19 protein-coding genes are annotated in these 17,693 nt (G+C 74.6%); 8 read left to right on the forward strand and 11 right to left on the reverse strand.

From position 1 onward, the window contains the following. Positions 1 to 44 precede the first annotated feature (44 nt). From K1Y72_RS16695 to K1Y72_RS16705, 3 genes are all read right to left on the reverse strand, one after another. Entirely contained in the window at positions 45 to 248 is a 204-nt protein-coding gene (locus K1Y72_RS16695; protein WP_220167253.1) for a PspC domain-containing protein, read from the reverse strand. Positions 249 to 377: 129 nt separating this feature from the next. After that, a complete protein-coding gene (locus K1Y72_RS16700; protein WP_220167254.1) occupies positions 378 to 1,055 on the reverse strand; it encodes an HAD family hydrolase in 678 nt (225 codons plus the stop codon). A gap of 2 nt (positions 1,056 to 1,057) precedes the next feature. Continuing rightward, a complete protein-coding gene (locus tag K1Y72_RS16705) occupies positions 1,058 to 1,696 on the reverse strand; it encodes an MBL fold metallo-hydrolase (protein ID WP_220167255.1) in 639 nt (212 codons plus the stop codon). Between the two features lie 90 nt (positions 1,697 to 1,786). Here K1Y72_RS16705 and K1Y72_RS16710 point away from each other — a divergent pair, with 90 nt between their 5' ends. Next, the gene (locus K1Y72_RS16710) at positions 1,787 to 2,983 is read left to right on the forward strand and encodes an Rv3169 family protein (protein ID WP_220167256.1); all 1,197 of its coding nucleotides are present in this window, start codon (positions 1,787 to 1,789) and stop codon (positions 2,981 to 2,983) included. A 43-nt stretch (positions 2,984 to 3,026) separates the two neighbouring features. On the opposite strand, the gene K1Y72_RS16715 is transcribed toward K1Y72_RS16710, so the two are convergent. Together K1Y72_RS16715 and K1Y72_RS37175 are read right to left on the reverse strand one after the other, a co-directional pair. Continuing rightward, positions 3,027 to 4,058 (reverse strand): 3-oxoacyl-ACP synthase III family protein, encoded by a 1,032-nt coding sequence (locus K1Y72_RS16715; protein ID WP_220167257.1) that lies wholly within the window; start codon positions 4,056 to 4,058, stop codon positions 3,027 to 3,029. Beyond that, positions 4,055 to 5,905: a ThiF family adenylyltransferase gene (locus tag K1Y72_RS37175; RefSeq protein ID WP_220167258.1), complete on the reverse strand. Its 1,851-nt coding sequence runs from the start codon at positions 5,903 to 5,905 to the stop codon at positions 4,055 to 4,057. The genes K1Y72_RS16715 and K1Y72_RS37175 overlap by 4 nt, the downstream gene beginning before the upstream one ends. A 313-nt stretch (positions 5,906 to 6,218) precedes the next feature. On the opposite strand from K1Y72_RS37175, the gene K1Y72_RS16725 reads away from it, so the two are divergent. Next, a complete protein-coding gene (locus K1Y72_RS16725) occupies positions 6,219 to 6,431 on the forward strand; it encodes a hypothetical protein (protein ID WP_220167259.1) in 213 nt (70 codons plus the stop codon). Positions 6,432 to 6,560: 129 nt separating this feature from the next. Here the strand turns inward: K1Y72_RS16725 and K1Y72_RS16730 are convergent, their stop codons facing one another. From K1Y72_RS16730 to K1Y72_RS16745, 4 genes are all read right to left on the reverse strand, one after another. Beyond that, positions 6,561 to 6,848 (reverse strand): Fe-S cluster assembly protein HesB, encoded by a 288-nt coding sequence (locus K1Y72_RS16730; protein ID WP_220167260.1) that lies wholly within the window; start codon positions 6,846 to 6,848, stop codon positions 6,561 to 6,563. A gap of 107 nt (positions 6,849 to 6,955) precedes the next feature. Next, positions 6,956 to 7,915 (reverse strand): LLM class F420-dependent oxidoreductase, encoded by a 960-nt coding sequence (locus K1Y72_RS16735; protein ID WP_220167261.1) that lies wholly within the window; start codon positions 7,913 to 7,915, stop codon positions 6,956 to 6,958. 17 nt (positions 7,916 to 7,932) lie between these two features. Then, complete coding sequence (locus tag K1Y72_RS16740) at positions 7,933 to 8,700, reverse strand: SDR family oxidoreductase (protein ID WP_220167262.1); 768 nt, start codon at positions 8,698 to 8,700, stop codon at positions 7,933 to 7,935. Positions 8,701 to 8,772: 72 nt separating this feature from the next. Continuing rightward, the gene (locus K1Y72_RS16745) at positions 8,773 to 9,672 is read right to left on the reverse strand and encodes a LysR family transcriptional regulator (RefSeq protein ID WP_220167263.1); all 900 of its coding nucleotides are present in this window, start codon (positions 9,670 to 9,672) and stop codon (positions 8,773 to 8,775) included. 78 nt (positions 9,673 to 9,750) lie between these two features. On the opposite strand from K1Y72_RS16745, the gene K1Y72_RS16750 reads away from it, so the two are divergent. The 5 genes from K1Y72_RS16750 to K1Y72_RS16770 all read left to right on the forward strand — a co-directional run bounded on the left by K1Y72_RS16750 (position 9,751) and on the right by K1Y72_RS16770 (position 14,930). Continuing rightward, complete coding sequence (locus K1Y72_RS16750; protein WP_220167264.1) at positions 9,751 to 10,971, forward strand: MFS transporter; 1,221 nt, start codon at positions 9,751 to 9,753, stop codon at positions 10,969 to 10,971. Then, a complete protein-coding gene (locus K1Y72_RS16755; protein WP_220167265.1) occupies positions 10,968 to 11,417 on the forward strand; it encodes a Zn-ribbon domain-containing OB-fold protein in 450 nt (149 codons plus the stop codon). The genes K1Y72_RS16750 and K1Y72_RS16755 overlap by 4 nt, the downstream gene beginning before the upstream one ends. A gap of 148 nt (positions 11,418 to 11,565) precedes the next feature. After that, positions 11,566 to 12,723, forward strand: a complete 1,158-nt coding sequence (locus tag K1Y72_RS16760) for a lipid-transfer protein (RefSeq protein ID WP_220167288.1) — start codon at positions 11,566 to 11,568, stop codon at positions 12,721 to 12,723. Between the two features lie 57 nt (positions 12,724 to 12,780). Next, positions 12,781 to 13,449, forward strand: coding sequence for a TetR/AcrR family transcriptional regulator (locus tag K1Y72_RS16765; RefSeq protein WP_220167266.1), 669 nt, complete (start codon positions 12,781 to 12,783; stop codon positions 13,447 to 13,449). Between the two features lie 158 nt (positions 13,450 to 13,607). After that, entirely contained in the window at positions 13,608 to 14,930 is a 1,323-nt protein-coding gene (locus tag K1Y72_RS16770) for a carboxypeptidase-like regulatory domain-containing protein (protein ID WP_220167267.1), read from the forward strand. A 27-nt stretch (positions 14,931 to 14,957) separates the two neighbouring features. Here the strand turns inward: K1Y72_RS16770 and K1Y72_RS16775 are convergent, their stop codons facing one another. Beyond that, positions 14,958 to 15,563: a TetR/AcrR family transcriptional regulator gene (locus K1Y72_RS16775; RefSeq protein WP_220167268.1), complete on the reverse strand. Its 606-nt coding sequence runs from the start codon at positions 15,561 to 15,563 to the stop codon at positions 14,958 to 14,960. 109 nt (positions 15,564 to 15,672) lie between these two features. On the opposite strand from K1Y72_RS16775, the gene K1Y72_RS16780 reads away from it, so the two are divergent. Beyond that, positions 15,673 to 16,521, forward strand: a complete 849-nt coding sequence (locus tag K1Y72_RS16780; protein ID WP_220167269.1) for an SDR family NAD(P)-dependent oxidoreductase — start codon at positions 15,673 to 15,675, stop codon at positions 16,519 to 16,521. On the opposite strand, the gene K1Y72_RS16785 is transcribed toward K1Y72_RS16780, so the two are convergent. Then, a complete protein-coding gene (locus K1Y72_RS16785; protein ID WP_220167270.1) occupies positions 16,481 to 17,068 on the reverse strand; it encodes a carboxymuconolactone decarboxylase family protein in 588 nt (195 codons plus the stop codon). The two genes, K1Y72_RS16780 and K1Y72_RS16785, sit on opposite strands and share 41 nt — an antisense overlap. Positions 17,069 to 17,693 lie beyond the last annotated feature (625 nt).

Consider the following 17,693-nt stretch of genomic DNA (forward strand, 5'->3'; position numbering starts at 1 on the left):
AACACCCTGGGCCACCGGGTTCCAAGGGACCGCCGGATCTTTGATCAGTAGGAGCGCGCCCCGGTCCGGTCGCCGTTCGGCATCATCGCCCACAGCACCAGGTAGACCACGAACTGCGGTCCGGGCAGCAGGCAGGACAGCACGAACAGCAGCCGGACCACGTTCGCCGAGAGCCCGAACCGCAGGCCGAGGCCGGCGCAGACGCCGGCGATCCAGCGGCCGTCGCGGGGGCGGTAGAGGGCGTTCATGTGCGCATCACTCCGGTTCGTCGTGTCGGTCAACGTGATTCCACGCTACGAACCGGACTACCCGTTCGGGATCGCTCTCATGGGTGGTCTTGGCCCCCACCTTGCGGAGTAAGGGACGTCCCTTAGGGGTCACCCCACGGGCTCACCCTGGTTGAAGGCGGCGACGAGATCGGGGAGTTCCGCCAGGTCGTCCAGCACGAACGTCGCGCCGGCGAGGGCCTCGGGGTCGTCCTGGACGACGCCCCACGGGCCGCGCCGCAGGAACGCCGCGCGCATCCCGTAGGCGAGGGCGGGCCGGACGTCGTTGTCGAGCCGGTCCCCCACGTACAGGACGCGGTCGGGCAGCGCGTCGGCGAGCTGCGCGCAGCGCTCGAAGAACTCCGGCGCGGGCTTGGCGATCCCCCACACGTCGGAGATCCCGACGACGTCGGCGTCCATCCGCAGCGCCGCGAACTGCTCGGCGGCCTGCACCGGCTGGTTCCCGGCGACGCCGACGAACACGCCCTGCGCGCGCAGGCCGCTCAGGCACGCGCGCGCGTCCGGGTACAGGTCGTCCGGGCCGAAACCGTTGGGGACGCCCGCCTCGGCGCGCTTGCGCTCCTCCTCGGCCAGGTCGAAACCGGGCTTGAAGTAGGCGAACAGGTCATCGTAGGTCCCGCCCGTCGCCAGGACCGCGCCGAGCTTGGCGAGGAAGGTGTGGCGCGGCACGCCGAGCCAGTCCGCCCACCGCCCGTAGATCTCCCCCTCGTTGACGAGGGTCTCGCCGATGTCGAAGAACACGGCCTGGACCGGCCGCTCGACCCCCACCCTCAAAGGTCCACCGACTCGCCCGGCGCGAGCCGCCGGAAGTCCTTGCCCTGCTCCTTGCCCGCCGCCTCGACGTGGCTGCTCATGACGGTGAGGCCGATGTCGTTGAGCAGCCCGTCGTGGATCACGAACGCGCGCTCGGGCGCGACGACGCGGGTGTACTGGTACAGCTCGGGGACCTTCATCCAGGGCGCGTTGCCGGGCAGGCACAGGGTGCGGACCGGCTCGCCGGGGACGGTCAGGGCGTCGCCGGGGTGGAAGACGTCGCCGTCGACCAGGAACCCGGTGTTGGGGATCGGCGGGACGTCCGGCACGAGGATCTCATGGTCCTCGCCGTAGACGTGCACGTCGAAGCCCGCGACGGTGACGGCGTCGCCGTGCCCGACCTCGTGGACGCGGCCGCCGAGGTCGGCGAGGTTCTGCGCGACCGTCCGCGACGTCCACACCTGCAGGCGCGGGTCGGCGGCCACGGCGGCGCGCAGCGCGTCGGGGTCGAAGTGGTCGAAGTGCTCGTGGGTGATGAGCACGGCCTCGGCGCCGGCGTACAGGTCGTCGCCGCTGAACGCGCCGGGGTCGATGACGAGGGTCCGGTCGTCCTTCTGGAGCCGCACGCAGGCGTGCCCGAGCTTGGTGAGACGCATACCCCCGATCTTTTCACGCCGCTCCGCGCGCGCCGGAGTCCGCCCATTGACCACCTCTCACCCCGTTGATAGAACACGTTTCACTTCGGGATGCGAGGAGGCCGCCCCCATGCCCGTCCCCGGCCGGCCGGCGCCGCCGACCCCTTCCCGCACGACGACGACTGCTCGCGGCTGCTCGCGCGCCTCCTCGAAGGGCTGCAAATGACGCTGTCACCGCTCGACGACCACCCGATCCACCAGGCGCCGGAGGTGATGCGGCACGTCGCGACCTCCGACCGCAACTTCTACGACCGCTACTACTTCAACGTGCACGGCTGCTCCGACGAGCTGATGATGCTCGTCGGGATGGGCCAGTACCCGAACCTCGGCGTCACCGACGCGTTCGCGGTGGTGCGGTACGGGCCGCTGCACAAGGTCGTCCGGGCGTCCCGCGAGCTCGGCGACGACCGGATGGACACCACCATCGGCCCCTTCCGCATCGAGGTGCTGGAGGGGCTGAAGCGGCTGCGGGTGACGCTCGGCGACAACGAGCACGGCCTGGCGTTCGACCTGACGTGGGAGGGCGCGATCCCCGCCCAGCTCGAACCGCCGCACTTCCTGCGCTGGCAGGAGCGCGTCGTGTTCGACTCGCGGCGCCTCGCCCAGACGGGCCGCTGGACGGGCCACATCGTCGTGGACGGCGAGCGGATCGAGGTCACCCCCGACCGCTGGTGGGGGTCGCGGGACCGCTCGTGGGGCATCCGGCCCGTCGGCGAGCCCGAGCCGCCCGGCATCCAGGCCAAGAACCCCGGCACGTTCTACTGGATGTACGCGCCGATGCAGTTCGACGACCACGCCGTCCTCTGCATCGTGCAGGAGGACGACAAGGGCCGGCGCATCCTGGAGGAGGCGGTCCGGGTGCGGCCGGACGGCTCCGAGCCCGAGTACCTCGGGCGCCCCGAGTACCGACCGTCCTACCGGCCCGGCACCCGCGAGGTGGAGACGGCGGTGCTGGCGTTCGCGCCGCCCGGCGGCGAGCCGTTCGAGATCGCGGTCACGCCGGTCCTGCCCGTGCACCTGATGGTCGGGACCGGCTACGGCCTGGAGCCGGACTGGAAGCACGGCATGTACCAGGGCCCGGACCTGAAGGTGCAGGGCGTCACCTACGACGTCCGCAAGCCCGACGACGCGGCCCGCATGTGGGGCATGGTCGACTCGGTCGCGCGCTTCGAGTACGCGGGCGGCACCGGCTACGGCCTGTTCGAGTACTGGGCGCTCGGCCCGCACCCGTCCTTCCCCGGCGAGTGACCGGTCGCGCGGGCGGGACGCGCGCGCCCCGCCCGCGCGGACGTCAGCCGTGGCGGAAGCAGAGGCTGCCCCACAGGAAGCCGGCCCCGATCGCCGACAGGACGTAGGTGTCGCCCGCGCGCAGGCGGCCCGCGCGGACGGTCTCGTGCAGCGCGGTGAGCATCCCGGCGGCGCCGGTGTTGCCGAGCCGGTCCAGGGTGATCGGCGCGCGGTCGCGCGGGACGCCGAGCGCGTCGAGCGCCGCGTGCAGGATGTTCAGGTTCGCCTGGTGCAGGAAGAAGTGGTCGACGGCGGCGACGTCCAGCCCGGCGTCCGCGGCGGCGGCCTCGATGCTGGCGGGCAGCCGGGCGACGGCGGTGTCCCACACCTCGCGGCCGTCCATCTCCACATGGTGCAGCCCGGCGGCGACGGTGTTGTGGTCCGTCGGGAGCCGCGAGCCGCCCGCCCGGATCTGCACCCCGTACGACAGCGCGGACCCGGTGTCCCAGCCGAGCAGCCCGGCGCCGCCGTCGCCGCGGGCGAGGACGGCCGCGCCCGCGGCGTCGCCGAAGAAGACCCCCGACAGGCGGTCGCCCGGCGCGACGACGCGGGACGCGCAGTCGGCCGCGATGACGAGCACCGCGCGCGTCCCCGGCCCCTGGAGCAGGTGCGCGGCGAGCAGCAGCGCGTGCACGCCGCCCGCGCAGGCGGCCTGGGTGAGGTCCAGCGGCAGCGCCCGGTCCGCGCCGATCGCGTCCTTGATGACCAGGGCGGTGGACGGCAGCGGCTGGTCGCCGGTGTAGCTGGACACGATGATCGCGTCCAGCTCGGCCGCGTCCAGCCCGGCCGCCTCCAGCGCGGACCGCGCCGCCGCCGCGCCCATGTCGGAGGCGGTGCGGCCGGGCGCGAGCCGCCGCCGCTCCCGGATGCCGGTGCGCCGGACGATCCACTCGTCCTTGGTGTTGAGGACGCGCGCGAGGTCGGCGTTGGTGACGACGGTCTCGGGCAGGTGCACGCCCGTCCCCGCGATCGCGACGGGCACCGGCAGCTTCAGCGGCGCGGCCGCGCGGGCGGGCGCCGGGTCGAGGACGCTCACCGCGCCACCCCCGCCGGGACGACGCTGCGGTCGGCGGCGAGCTGCTCGTCCAGGTCGGTGTAGTACCGGCCGGACGGGCAGGGGCGGCCGAGCAGGACGCGCCGGGCGGCCTCGGTGACGAGGGCGCCGCCGAGCGCGACGCCGGAGGCGAGCTGCGGCCAGCTGCTCAGGGTGCGGCCGATCTCGGGGACGGCGGCGGCGAGGGCGGGGCTGATGCGGTCCCGGTCGACCATGGCGAGGATGAGGTCCACCCGCTCGGCGGCGGTGAGGCCGCCCAGCTCGGCGGCGCTGATCTCGCCGAGCAGGCCGTGCAGGAGCGGCCGGTCCGGCTCCAGGTCGAAGCGCTCGACGTCGAGGAGGCCGCGGTCGTTGGCGTCCATCACCACCGGCACGCCGAGGGCGCGGGCCCGCTCCCGCGCGGCGATCTTCACCTCGGGGGTGTCGCACTCCTCGACGAGCAGGTCGAGGCGGTCCCCACCGTCGGCGCCGTCCGCGCCGAAGAAGGCGTCCATGGTGGCGGCGGTCAGCCCGGCAGGGAAGATCTCGATGTCGAGGTAGGGGTCGATCTCGAACATCTGCCGGGCGGCGATGACGGTCTTGTTCAGGCCGAGCTGGTGCACGCCGGCGCGCAGCCGGTTGAGGTTGGACAGCCCGAGCGGGTCGAAGTCGGCGAGCCGGAACGCGCCGCCGACGCCCTCCAGCGCGCAGGTCAGCGCGGCGCTGTTGCCGACCGACAGGCCGATGACGCCGATCCGCGCCCCCAGCAGCGCGCGCTGCTCGGGGCGGTCGACGCGGCCCCGGTTGCGGTCGGTGCGCACGAGCCGGAACTCGTCGCGCGGCAGCAGGTGCACGAGCCGTCCCGACCACGGGTAGAAGGCCCACGTGCCGTACTCCCACGGCGCGGCGCCGGCGAGCTGGTCGAGGCGGGCGGCGTGCAGCGCGGCCGCGTCGCGGCGCCGGTCCGGCTCGCGGCTGGTGATCAGCTCGTTGAGCTGGTCCTCCAGGGTGTCGCAGACCTCGCGGACGGCGCCGGAGTCCAGCAGCTCCAGCAGCGCGGCGCGCTCGTCCGGCTCGGCGGGCCGGTACAGCTCCGGCCGCCACGACTCGCGGTCGTTGGCGGGCAGCGCGCGCAGCGCGGCCGGCTCCTCGCGCGCGGGCGCGGACGCGGGGCGCGGCAGCGCGACGGCGTCCACCACCATCCCCGGGAACTCCTCGGTGAGGCGCCGGACGAGCCGGTCGTGCTCGCCGGCGCCGCGCGCGGTCTCGTGCAGCATGACGACGACGTCCTCGGTGTAGCGCTCGACGTAGCGGCGGGTGCCGGGCACCTCGCCGAAGCCGAAGCGGGCGTGGAAGCGGTCCTGGCCGTCGGCGGTGCCGGACGTGCCGATCATCGCGGCGGCGCCGAGCGCGTGCGCGGCGGCGACGGCGGTCGCGTTCAGGTGCACGCCGAGGCCGAGCTTGCGGGCGCGGTGCTCGACGACGAGGCGGCTGTGCTCGAACACCGCGTCCGGCGCGAGGCCGCGCCCGGCGAGCACCCGCGCGTAGTGGTCGGGGCCGAGGTAGGCGAGGGTCTGGAACAGCGCGGCCTGGTCGGCGGTGCAGAGCCGGACGTAGCCGAGCGGCGGCCCGGCGGGGTCGGCGCGGCCGACGAAGTGCCAGGCGCCGTGGTCGAGGTCCTGGTCGTCCACGTGCGCGCCGGCGGCGTCGCGGAAGTCCGGCCGCCGCCCCCCGTCGAACAGGATGCGCGCCCGCAGCGCGCGCACCCAGGCCACCGTGTCGGCGGCCCCCGGCGCGCCGCGCGGTGTCCGGAACGCCGTGACGTGCCAGGCACTGGTCCCGATGATCACTCGTCCTCCAGGTGGATCGGTCTCCTCGCCCAGTAGTTCGATCCTGGTCGGCGAACGCACGCCCCCGCGCCCTGCTTGAAGTTTCATTTACCTGCGGCCCCGGTCCGCGGCGGCCGGGCGTGATCAGCGCATATGAGGCGTGATGGCGGGTCGTATCGTCCACCGTTATGCCGGGAGGAAGCGGCTATCGGCGCCTTTCACATGGCGACAAAAAATCTTGCGTGTCGCCGGTGGTTCGCTCGCCTGTTCGGTCCTGGCCCGAGGTCGCGCGGCTCTGACCTGCCGCGGGCGCCCGCTCTGCCAGACTGGCGCGGTGACGTCCGCACCCGATGACGGTCCCCGCGACGGTCCCGAGAAGGCGCCGCGCCCGTCCCGCGAGGAGCTGGACCGGCAGGTGCGCGATCACTACGGGACCTGGCGCGACCAGCCGCGCGGCCTGGCCTGCGCGGTCGTCGCCGCGTTCCTGGTGCTGACGACGGCCGCGTTCGCCGTCGCGGCCGTCGTGCTGGTCCTGGCGGCCCGCTGATCCGCCGGCGGGCCGGAAAAGAGCGGGGCCCCGGCCCGGAGTGATCCGGACCGGGGCCCCGAGCCCGCCGCGCGGCCGCTCCTGGGCGAGCGGGGAAGCGGCCCAGGCCCGGCCGCGCGGCGAGGTCCGTCAGGTCGCGCCCGCGGCGATCGTGAAGGCCACGTCGCCGGTCGGCTCGACCTGCGCGTCGAGCTCCTTGTCGTCCAGGAGCGTCGCGACGGTGGGCTCCAGGTAGACCCGGGCGCCCTCCTCCTCGACGACCTGGTCGCCCGCCTCGGGGGCCGGGGCGACCGAGAGGCGCAGCGCCTCCGAGCCGTTCACCCCGGACTCGATGCGGATCCCCGTCTCGGGCGGCAGCTCGGGGTCGGCGGTCACGGAACGGATGACCTGGACGGCACCGCTGGTCAGCGTGAGCATGATCAGCTCCTCACGTCTTCGGTACGTGCTGTTCGGACACGGACCCGCCCGACCCTCCCCCGCCTCCCCGCCGGTAAACATGGAGTTCAGCGGGCCGCCGGCCGGTGTCAGCCGGCGTTCGGGGCGAGCTGCCGCACCGCGTCGGCGAGCTCGACGCCGCCCGCCGGGACGATCGCGAGGACGGGCGTGGTGAGGCCGTTGTCGACGTACTCGCGGATCCGGGCGCGGCAGGCGTCGGGCGAGCCGTGCACGATGAGGTCGTCGACGACCTCGTCGGGGATGGCCTCCAGCGCCCGCTTGCGGTCGCCGGCCGCCCACGCCTCGTTCATCGGGGCGAGCGCGTCGCCGCGGCCGAGCCACTCGTGGAAGGCCCGGTAGACCGGCACCGTCATGTAGGCGGCGATCATCCAGCGGCCGATGGCGCGGGCCTCCTCGGCGTTGTCGGTCGGGCAGACGAACAGCCGGGCGATCAGCTCGTGGTCGTCGCCGAGCTCGCCGCGCACCGTCGGCACGTCCTTCGGCGCGAGCCAGTTGGTGATGGCGCCGTCGGCCTCGCGGGCGGCGAGCCGCAGCATGCCGGGGCGGAGCGCGGCCAGCACGATCGGCGGCGGGCTCGCGGGCGCGTGCTCCAGCTTGAACCCGTTGACGGCGAAGGTGTCGTACTCCTCCTTGACCTTCTCGCCGGCGAGGGCGCGGCGCAGGAACCGCAGCGTGTCGCGGGTGCGCTTGTAGGGCTCCTCGAACGGGATGCCGTTCCAGCGGCCCACGATGGTGTCGGAGGAGGTGCCGATGCCGAGCACGAAGCGGCCCGGCGCGAGGTCGGCGAGGGTCGCGGCCTGCTGCGCCAGCAGCGCCGGACCGCGCGTGTAGACCGGCACGATCGCCGGGCCGAGCCGCAGCTCGGGCGCCCACTGCGAGGCCAGCGCCAGCGGCGTGAAGGCGTCGGTGCCGTTGGTCTCGGCCGACCAGGCGTCGGTGTAGCCGAGGCCCGGCAGGCTCTCGACGATCTCGCGGTGCTCGGCCAGCGGGAGGCCGGTCAGCGGAAGGGTCAGTCCCCAGCGCGACATGCTCTGCTCTCTTTCGCTCAGGCGATCGACGGTCGGATGGTCGAGCCGCCGTCCACCACCAGGGTCTGCCCCGTCATCCAGGACGAAGCGTCCCCGGCGAGGAAGACGGCGGCGTTGGCGATGTCCTCGGGCGCGCCGATGCGGCCGAGCGGCATCGCCTTGGCGATGGCGGCCTCGTTCTCCTCCCACAGCGCGCGGGCGAGAGCGGTCTTCACCAGGCCCGGCGCGATCGCGTTCACCCGCACGCGCGGGGCGAGCTCGACGGCGAACTGCCGGGTCAGGTGGATGACGGCGGCCTTGGTGGCGTTGTAGTACCCGATGCCGTGCTCGGTGACCATCCCGCCGACCGAGGCGATGTTGATCACGGCGCCGCCGCGCTCGCGGAGCGCGGCCCGCCAGGCGAGCTGCGTCCACTGGACGACGGCGAACTGGTTGACCTGGACGGTCTTGCCGGCGGCGGCCGGGGTGATCTCGGTCAGCGGCCCGAAGTGCGGGCTGGTGGCGGCGTTGTTGACCAGGACGTCGAGCCCGCCGAACTCGGCGACGGCGGCGTCCACGCACGCGGCGGCCTGCTCGGCGTCGCCGACGTGGGCGGCCTTCGGCAGGAAGCCGACGCCGGGGTGGGCGGCGCGCAGTTCGGCGGCGACCTCGTCCAGGGCGTCCTGCTTGCGGGAGGAGAGCACCACGTTGGCGCCCTCGGCGGCGAGCGCGGCCGCGATCGCCTTCCCGATGCCCCGGGAGGCTCCCGTGACCAGGGCCGTCTTGCCGGTGAGACCTGTGCGCATCCGTGCTCCTCGCTCTCGCTCGGGCCGATCCGAATCCGGCTCGGTCCCACCCTACCGAAACTGACTGACGGGTCAGTTACCTGACCCCGGGTGCCGGGCGTCGGCCAGCACGAACCGCCGGAACGCCTCGGCGGCCGGGGGCCGGGTGCGGCCGGCGGCCCAGGCGAGCCCGATGGTGCGGGCCGCCGACGGCGCGGTGAGCGCGAGGTGCCGCACCCCGTGCAGGTCCTCCTCGCCCGGCGGGGGCGGCGGCGCCACCGCGACGCCGAGCCCGGCCGCGACGAGGCCGCGCACCGTCGCGGTCTCCTCCCCCTCGAAGGCGATCAGCGGCCGGACGCCCGCCGCCGCGCACAGCTCGTCGAAGATGCGGCGCAGCCCGGCGTCGCGGCGGAACGCCACGAACGGCTCGCCCGCGACGTCGGCGAGCCGCACCCGGCGGCGCCCGGCGAGGCGGTGCGCGGCCGGCACGACGAGCTGGAGGCGCTCGGTGACGAGCGGCGCCCACTCCAGCGCCGGGTCGTCCGGGCGCGGGCTGGTGATGCCGAGGTCGGCGCGGCCCTCGCGGACGGCGGCGCCGACCCGCCCGGCGCGGTCCTGCGCGAGCCGGAACCGGACGCCGGGCCGCCCGGCGCGGAACCGGCGGATGAGGTCGGGCACGAACGAGGGCCCCTGGGTGTGCAGGAAGGCGAGCGACACCTCGCCGCGCTCGGGGTCGGCGGCCTGCCCGAGCGCGCGCCGGGCCGCGTCCTCCACCGCGACCAGGCGCGCGGCGTGCTCGCGGAAGAGCCGCCCGTAAGGGCTGAGCGCGACGCCGCGGCCGGCGCGGTCCAGCAGCGGGTGCCCGAGATCGTCCTCCAGCCGGGCGATCGCGCGCGACAGCGCGGGCTGCGAGACGCCGAGATCGGCGGCGGCGTTGGTGACGTGCCCCACGTCGGCGACGGCGAGGAACCAGCGGACGGTCGTCAGGTCCATGAATCATGCATACCGCGCATCGGTTTCCGCTCGTAACCCCATTGGACGCATCAGCGCAGGCGGGCGAGGCTGGCACCCATGACGCTCGCCCCCGCCCTCGCCCCCGACGTCGAGAAGCACCGGCCCGGCTCCCCCGGCCTGCGCCGGGTGAACCTGGCGCTGTTCGCCGCCGGGCTCACCACGTTCATGTCGCTGTACTGCACGCAGGCGCTGCTGCCGGAGCTGTCGGGCGCGTTCGGCGTCTCCCCCGCCCGCGCGAGCCTGCTCGTGTCGCTGGCGACCGGCGCCGTCGCGCTCGCGGTGATCCCGGTGAGCTCGCTGTCGGAGCGCTACGGCCGCACCCGCGTGATGGTCGCGTCGTCGGTCGCGTCCGCGCTGGTCGGGCTGCTGCTGCCGCTCTGCACGACCTTCGGCGCGCTCGCGGCGGTGCGGGCCGCGCAGGGCGTCGCGCTCGCGGGCGTCCCGGCGGTCGCGATGGCCTACCTCGCCGACGAGGTGCACCACGCCTCGCTCGGCGGCGCGATGGGCCGCTACGTCGCGGGGACGGGCATCGGCGGCGTCCTCGGGCGGGCGGTGCCCGGCGTCGTCACCGACTTCGGCGGCTGGCGGTGGGCGCTCGCCGCGACGGCGCTCGTGGCGCTCGGCTTCACCCTGGCGTTCTGGGCGCTGCTGCCGCCCTCGCGCTGCTTCCGGCCGGCCCGGGTGGACTACCGGCCGCTGCTCGCCCACCTCGCCGACCCGGGCCTGCGGCGCCTCTACCTGATCGCGCTCGTGGCGATGGCGGGGTTCGTCACCGTCTACAACTTCCTCACCTACCGGCTGCTGGCCGCACCGTTCCACCTGCCGGCCTCCGTCGTCAGCCTGATCGCGGTGACGAACCTGGCGGGCTCGGTCGCCTCGGCCCGCGCGGGCGTCCTCGCCGACCGGCACGGGCGGCGGGCGGTGCTGCTCGCCGCGGGCGGCCTCGCGGCGGGCGGGCTGCTGCTGACGCTGCCGTCCGCGCTGCCGCCCGTCGCGCTCGGGCTGCTGGTGTTCACCTGCGGGTTCTTCGCCGTCCACGCGGTCGCGAGCGGCTGGGTCGGGCTGCGCGCCACCCGCGCCCGCGCGCAGGCGTCCGCGCTCTACCTGTCGGCCTACTACCTGGGCAGCAGCGTCGGCGGCTCGCTCGGCGGCCTGGCGTTCGAGCGGGCGCACTGGACCGGCACCGGCCTGTACGTCCTCGCGCTCTACGCGGTCGCGGTGCTCGCCGTCCCGGGGCTTGATTTGAGCGGTCGCTTGGTTGGTAAGCTGCGCGGGTGAGTGCGACCAAGGAACGCCGCCCGGCGGTCGACGGCTGGTTCACGGCCGCGGACGGCACGGCGCGGCTGCTCGGCACCCGCTGCACCTCCTGCGGCACCCCCTACTTCCCCCGCAACGAGCTGGCCTGCCGCAACCCGCGGTGCGCCGGCCCGAAGGACGGCTCGGAGCTGGCGGAGTACGCCTTCTCCCCGCGCGGCCGCGTCTGGTCCTACGCCGACGCCCGCTACAAGCCGCCGCCGCCCTACGTCTCCCCCGACCCGTTCGTCCCCTACACCGTCGCCGCCGTCGAGCTGGACGAGGAGCGCCTCGTCGTCCTCGGCCAGGTCGTCCCCGGCGTCGGCGTCGCGGACCTGGAGGTCGGCATGGCCGTCGAGCTGACCGAGGGCGTCCTGTACGCCGACGACGAGGCCGAGTACACCGTCTGGATGTGGAGGCCGGTGGGATGAGCCGCGAGCGGACGCGCGTCGTCTGGACTGAGGAGCGCAGGGAGCGAAGCGACCGGAGCGACGAGGGAAGACGGCGCGTGGAGCGGCCGCTCGCCGCCGAGCGGAGGCGAGGCAATTGAACAGGGACATCGCCGTGCTGGGCGCCGGGATGCATCCGTGGGGCAAGTGGGGGCGCAACTTCGTCGAGTACGGGCTCGCCGCGGCGCGGGCGGCGCTCGCCGACGCGGGGCTGAGCTGGCCGGACGTCCAGTACGTGGCGGGCGCCGACACCATCCGCAACGGCTACCCGGGGTTCATCGCCGGCGCCACGTTCGCGCAGGCGCTCGGCTGGTCGGGCGCGCGCGTCAGCAGCTCGTACGCGGCGTGCGCGTCGGGCGCGCAGGCGATCGGGAACGCGCGGGCGCAGATCCTCGCCGGGCTCTGCGACGTCGCGCTCGTCGTCGGCGCCGACGCCGCGCCGAAGGGGTTCTTCAAGCCGGTCGGCGGCGACCGCCCCGACGACCCCGACTGGCTCCGGTTCCGGCTGCTCGGCGCCACCAACCCGATCTACTTCGCGCTCTACGCCCGCCGCCGCATGGCGATCCACGGCGCGACCCTGGACGACTTCGCCGCCGTCAAGGTCAAGAACGCCCGGCACGGCCTCGCCAACCCCAACGCCCGGTACCGCAAGAAGGTCACCGCCGAGGACGTCGCGGCGTCCGCGGTCGTCGCCGACCCGCTGCGCCTCCTCGACATCTGCGCGACGAGCGACGGCGGCGCGGCGCTCGTCCTCTCCTCGGTCGAGTTCGCGCGCGCGCACGGCGTTGCCGACCCGGTGCGGATCTCCGGGCTGTCCACGGCGACGCCGACGTTCCCGAAGACCGTCCTCGACCTGCCCGACTTCGCCACCGATTCGGCGATGACCGTCCCGCCGCCCGACCTCGCGTTCCGCCCGGCGATCGCCGCCGCCGCCTACGAAGAGGCCGGAATCGGCCCCGAAGATCTTTCGCTCGCCGAGGTCTACGACCTGTCCACCGCCCTGGAACTGGACTGGTACGAGGACATCGGGCTCTGCGAAGAGGGCGGCGCCGAGGCGCTGCTCCGGTCGGGCGCGACGGCGCTCGGCGGCCGCGTCCCCGTCAACCCCTCCGGGGGCCTGGCCAGCTTCGGCGAGGCGATCCCGGCGCAGGCCATCGCGCAGGTCTGCGAGCTCACCTGGCAGTTGCGGGGCCGCGCCGAGGGCCGCCAGGTCGAGGGCGCACGCGCGGGCATCGCCGTCAACCAGGGCCTGTTCGGGCACGGCTCGGCCGTCGTCACCGTCCGCTGACCGCGGCGCCGGTCCGTGAGACGATCCGGCGAGGGACGCCAGCGGACGGGGGTCGCCATGCACGAACCGGGCCGGGCGGGGGAGCCCGCGGAACTGCGGCGCCTGCCCTCCGGCCGGCACCGGCTGTCCCCCGACTTCGTCGCCGGGCACCAGGTGAACCGGATCCTCGCCGCCGTCGTCGAGGTCACCGGCACCGCCGGCGTCCGCGAGCTCACCGTCGACGCCATCATCGGCCGCGCCGGCGTCTCGCGCGCCACGTTCTACGTGCACTTCCGCAACAAGGAGGACGCGTTCGCCCGCGCCTACGACGAGGTCGTCGAGCGCCTCATGGGCAGCGTCGTCGCCGCCTACCGGGACGCGCCGGGCGCCGACGCGCCGTCCCGGCTGCGCGCGGGCCTCGCCGCGTTCCTGGAGTTCCTGGCCGCCGACCCGCCCGCCGCGCGCACCTGCGTCGTCGAGTCGATGGCCGCCGGGCCCGCCGCGGCGGCCCGCCGGGACGCCGCGATCGGCGCGTTCGCGCAGCTCATCGCCGACAACGTGCGCGAGCTGTACCCGCACTACCCCGACCCGGACCTGATGGCCGAGACGATCGTCGGCGGCATCTACCAGGTCGCCTACACCCGCATCCGGCGCGGCGAGATCGCCGACCTGCCGGGCCTGCTGCCGGGGCTGCTCGGCTCCTTCGCCGTCCCCGACCCGGACCGCTGGGGGCCGGCCGCGCGGTAAAGGTAAGCGAAAGATTAACCTTGGCGTCCGCGCAGGTCGGAGCGCCTTGACAGCACCCCTTGCGGAACGGTTCGCGGACGGTTCACCTGCAAGATCGAATCGCGGTCTATGATCCACTCCTCCCCGCATCCCCCCTCCCCCGCGGAACCGAGGACGCCTTGTCCCTGCGCACCGTCGCGGCCGTCGCCGCCGCCGTCGCCCTCCCCGTGGCTTTGGCCGCGCCGGCGCACGCCACCCCTGTCCACTCCGCCACCTTCACCGAGTTCGCCGCCTCCAAGCAGCGGGTGAGCTACACCGACCGGACCGTCGTGTTCAGCGGCCGCCTCGTCCAGGCGGCCGGCACCGACGAGGAGGCGCCGATCGCGGGCGCCCCGGTACAGATCATCGCGCCCGGCCAGACCCTCTCCACCACCGTCACCGGTGCGGACGGGCGCTTCTCCGCCAGCGTGGACCTGCCTTCCGGGGAGGCATGGGTCAGCGCCCGCTTCGCCGGTGACGACGAGCGGTTCAGCGAGGTCAGCAGCCCCCTGAAGGAGGACGTCGTCCAGTCGCCGACGCGGCTGCTGCCCGACGCCACGCTCCCCGCCTCGGTCCCGGCCGGCACCTCGGTCGCCTTCACCGGGACCGTGCAGATCCAGGTCGAAGGCGCCTGGCGACCGCTCCCCGACGCGCGCATCGTCCTCGGCGGCACCGACGGCGACGGCGCCGGCCACTCCTTCACCGGCGCCAGCGGCGCGGACGGCCGCTATCGGATCACCCTCCCCGTCGCCTACACGAGCGCCTGGTCGGTGGAGACCGGCTCCAGCGCCTTCACCTTCTACGGGCACGTGCGGGCCGCCTACCCGCACGTCCTGCACGCGATCTCCAAGACGCGGATCGCCTCGTTCCACCTGTCGGCGGCCAAGGCCGAGGCGCACGCGCGGACCGGCATCCAGGCGCTCGGCACCGTCCAGGCGTGGAACGGCTCGGCCTGGGCGGGACTGCCCCGCCAGTCCGTCGACCTCTACTACCGGCCCAAGGGCTCCAAGACCTGGCACCGCACCTGGGGCGGGCAGGCCGACGACCAGGGCCGCCTGCACGTGGACCTGCGCCCCGTGATCGGCACCGCCGACTGGCAGGCGCGGGTCGCCGAGAGCGGCGACCTGCTCGCGTCCTCCAGCGCCACCGCGTCCGCCACCTTCACCGACAAGACGCACTGGGACGACGCGGACGCGTCCCGGTCCGCGCACGGCACCCACGTCTACGGGACCGTGCAGGACTGGTACAACGGCCAGGAGTCCTTCTCGTCGCTGAAGGGCCTGAAGGTCAAGCTCTACTACCGGCGCAAGGGCGCCAAGACCTGGCACTACTACACGGCGACGAAGGTCCGGTCCGACGGCTGGGTGTCGCTGTCGGGGCTCAAGCGCGGCAAGGGCTACTACTTCCGGTTCGTGCTGCCCGCGCAGGGCGCGTTCCTCGGCTCCACCAGCAAGACGTTCTGACGCCCGTCGCGCCCGCGCCCCTGTGAGTCAGGGGCGCGGGCGCAGGCCGTCCAGGGCGGTCTCGACGACGGCGTCGGCGAAGTCGGCGGTCAGCGGCCCCTCGCGGTAGAGCCAGCGGTCGCGGACGGGGCCCCAGATCATGTCGAGGACGATGTCCAGGTCGGCGTCCGGCGCGAGCTGCCCGGCCTCCCGCGCGGCTTGGAGGCGCCGCAGCTTCATCGCGCGGACCGGCCCGTCGAGGCGCTCGCGGTACTCGGCGGCGAGCCGCTCGTCCAGCAGGACCTCGACCGACAGCGCCCGCATCGGCTCGCTCACCCGCGGGTCGGCGAACTCCTCGACGGTGGCGCGCAGCACCGCCTTCAGGTCGGCCTCCAGGTCGCCGGTGTCGGGCAGCTCGGCCGGCCCGTCCGCGCCGTCGGACAGGGCGAGCAGCGCGTCGAACAGCACCGCACCCTTGGACGGCCACCAGCGGTAGATCGTCTGCTTGCCCGCGCCGGCGCGGGCCGCGATCGCCTCGATGCTGAGCCGCGCGTAGCCGACCTCCGCGGCGAGGTCGAGGGCGGCGTCCAGGATGGCGCGGCGGGTCGCCTCGCTGCGGCGCGCGGCCGCCGGGGCGCGGCGTGGGGACGTCATGCGATCACCCTATCCGAACGAGACGAGACGCACCGTCTTGCTAACGGCGCGGACCGGTGCTACCGTTCTAGACGAGACGGACCGTACCGTCTCATCGAGGAGGGGCACCATGACCACCACCGCACCGCGCACCTGGTTCGTCACCGGAGCGAGCCGCGGCCTCGGCCGCGCCTTCACCGAGGCGGCGCTCGCCGCCGGGGACGGCGTCGCCGGCGCCGCGCGCGACGTCGCGCCCCTCGCCGACCTGGCCGCCGCCCATCCCGGGCGCCTCCTCCCGCTGACCCTGGACGTCACCGACCGCGCCGCCGTCCGGGCGGCGGTGGACGAGGCCGTCGACCACTTCGGCCGCCTGGACGTGGTCGTCAACAACGCCGGCTTCCTCGCCATGGGGATGCTGGAGGAGTTCACCGAGGAGGAGGCCCGCGCCCAGTTCGACACCAACGTGTTCGGTGCGCTCTGGGTGACGCAGGCCGTCCTGCCGCACCTGCGGGCGCGGCGGAGCGGGCACATCCTGCAGATCTCCAGCATCGGCGCGCTCGCCGGGTTCGCCATGACCGGCCTCTACAGTGCGAGCAAGTTCGCCCTGGAGGGGATGAGCGAGGCGCTCGCGGCCGAGGCGGCGGATTTCGGCGTCAAGGTGACGATCGTCGAGCCCGGCGGCTACTGGACCGACCTCTACACGACCGGCCTCGCCGCCACCGAGCCCATGCCCGAGTACGCCGGCCTGCGCGAGGAGCTGGCGCGGCGGTTCGCCGAGGGCTCGGTGGACAGCCTGCCCGCCCTGGCGGCCGAGGCCGTCATGAAGGCGGTGGACAGCGACGACCCGCCGCTCCGCCTGCTGCTCGGCAGCATGGTCTACGACGTGGCCTTCGCGACGTCGCGGCAGAAGATGGACACCTGGGCGGCGTGGGAGGAGGTCAGCCGGGCAGCCGAGGATCCGGTGCCCCAGCCGTGCTGAGCGGGGGGTGCCAGGCGTGGGGGCGGAGGGCCTCGTCCAGGGGCGCGTCCACCATCCGGTTGGCGAACGTGGAGATCGTGTAGGCGCCGATGCCGAGGACGATCTCCAGGGCCTCCCGGCGGGTGCGGCCGGTGCCGAGGAAGGCGTCCATCGCCTCCGCCGGCACCGCGCCGCGCGTCGCGATCACCTCCAGGGTGAACGTCCGGACGGCCTCCAGGCGCGGATCGTCCAGCGGGCCGCCCGCGCGCAGCGCCTCGACGAGCGCGGGGGCGGCGCCGAGCGCGCCGAGCTTGGCGGTGTGCAGGGCGACGCAGAGATGGCACTCGTTGCGGACGACGACGGTCATGATGACGGTCTCGCGCGCCAGCGGCTCCAGCGCGCCGCCCTCGAACAGGGCACTGGCCTGAAAGAACCCGTTGAGGGTGGCCGGCGACTCGGCCAGCAAGGCCACCGCGGCGGGCAGGTGGCCCTGCGCCCTCTCGACGTTGCGCATGGCACGGCGCGACGCCTCGGGCGCGCTCTCGACGGTATGGCGGATGAAGCTCACGCTCACTCCCCATTTAGACAACCTGGTTGCCCAAATAGTAAACCGAGTTGTCTTTCAAGGGCAAGGGCCGGACAAGCCGCCCCCGCGGGATGGCCCGCCCTGGCGCGTTCTCCCGCACCCGCCCGGCCCGACGCGGTATCCAGGGAGGACCGAACAGCGAGGAGGGCCGCACATGGGCGCGACCGCCGCGACGTTGACCCCGATCCCGGCCGCACTCCAGGCCCGGGCGCGGGCCCTGCACGCCAAAGGCAGGAAGGCGCGCGCCATCGCGACCCTCCGCGAGGGCACCGGACTCGGCATGGCGCACGCCGCGTCCGCGCTCCGCGCGCTCCTGCGCGACGGCCACCTGCCCGCCGGCACGGCCGAGGCCGCGGCCCGCCTCGCCGACGACGACCCGCACCTGCACGCGGCCGCCCTCACCATGCTGCGCAAGCACGGCCGAGAAGCCGCCGCCCTCCACCTACGCGACGCCGCTTACCTCGACCTGGCCAACGCCCGCCTGCTGGCCGCCCACCTGGATGACCCCCACCCCGACCCCGACCCCGACCCCGGCCAACTCACCATCCCCCCCCCCCCCCCCCCCCCCCCCCCCCCCCCCCCCCCCCCCCCCCCCCCCCCCCCCCCC

Source organism: Actinomadura parmotrematis, from assembly GCF_019458805.1.
In the GTDB taxonomy this organism is placed as follows: Bacteria; Actinomycetota; Actinomycetes; order Streptosporangiales; family Streptosporangiaceae; genus Spirillospora; species Spirillospora parmotrematis.

Coding starts and splice junctions, on each gene's coding strand:
- K1Y72_RS16695 (WP_220167253.1), bottom strand. CDS start 248: ATGAACGCCCTCTACCGCCCCCGCGACGGCCGCTGGATCGCCGGCGTC.
- K1Y72_RS16705 (WP_220167255.1), bottom strand. CDS start 1,696: ATGCGTCTCACCAAGCTCGGGCACGCCTGCGTGCGGCTCCAGAAGGAC.
- K1Y72_RS16710 (WP_220167256.1), top strand. CDS start 1,787: ATGCGAGGAGGCCGCCCCCATGCCCGTCCCCGGCCGGCCGGCGCCGCC.
- K1Y72_RS16730 (WP_220167260.1), bottom strand. CDS start 6,848: ATGCTCACGCTGACCAGCGGTGCCGTCCAGGTCATCCGTTCCGTGACC.
- K1Y72_RS16735 (WP_220167261.1), bottom strand. CDS start 7,915: ATGTCGCGCTGGGGACTGACCCTTCCGCTGACCGGCCTCCCGCTGGCC.
- K1Y72_RS16740 (WP_220167262.1), bottom strand. CDS start 8,700: ATGCGCACAGGTCTCACCGGCAAGACGGCCCTGGTCACGGGAGCCTCC.
- K1Y72_RS16745 (WP_220167263.1), bottom strand. CDS start 9,672: ATGGACCTGACGACCGTCCGCTGGTTCCTCGCCGTCGCCGACGTGGGG.
- K1Y72_RS16750 (WP_220167264.1), top strand. CDS start 9,751: ATGACGCTCGCCCCCGCCCTCGCCCCCGACGTCGAGAAGCACCGGCCC.
- K1Y72_RS16760 (WP_220167288.1), top strand. CDS start 11,566: ATGCATCCGTGGGGCAAGTGGGGGCGCAACTTCGTCGAGTACGGGCTC.
- K1Y72_RS16765 (WP_220167266.1), top strand. CDS start 12,781: ATGCACGAACCGGGCCGGGCGGGGGAGCCCGCGGAACTGCGGCGCCTG.
- K1Y72_RS16775 (WP_220167268.1), bottom strand. CDS start 15,563: ATGACGTCCCCACGCCGCGCCCCGGCGGCCGCGCGCCGCAGCGAGGCG.
- K1Y72_RS16780 (WP_220167269.1), top strand. CDS start 15,673: ATGACCACCACCGCACCGCGCACCTGGTTCGTCACCGGAGCGAGCCGC.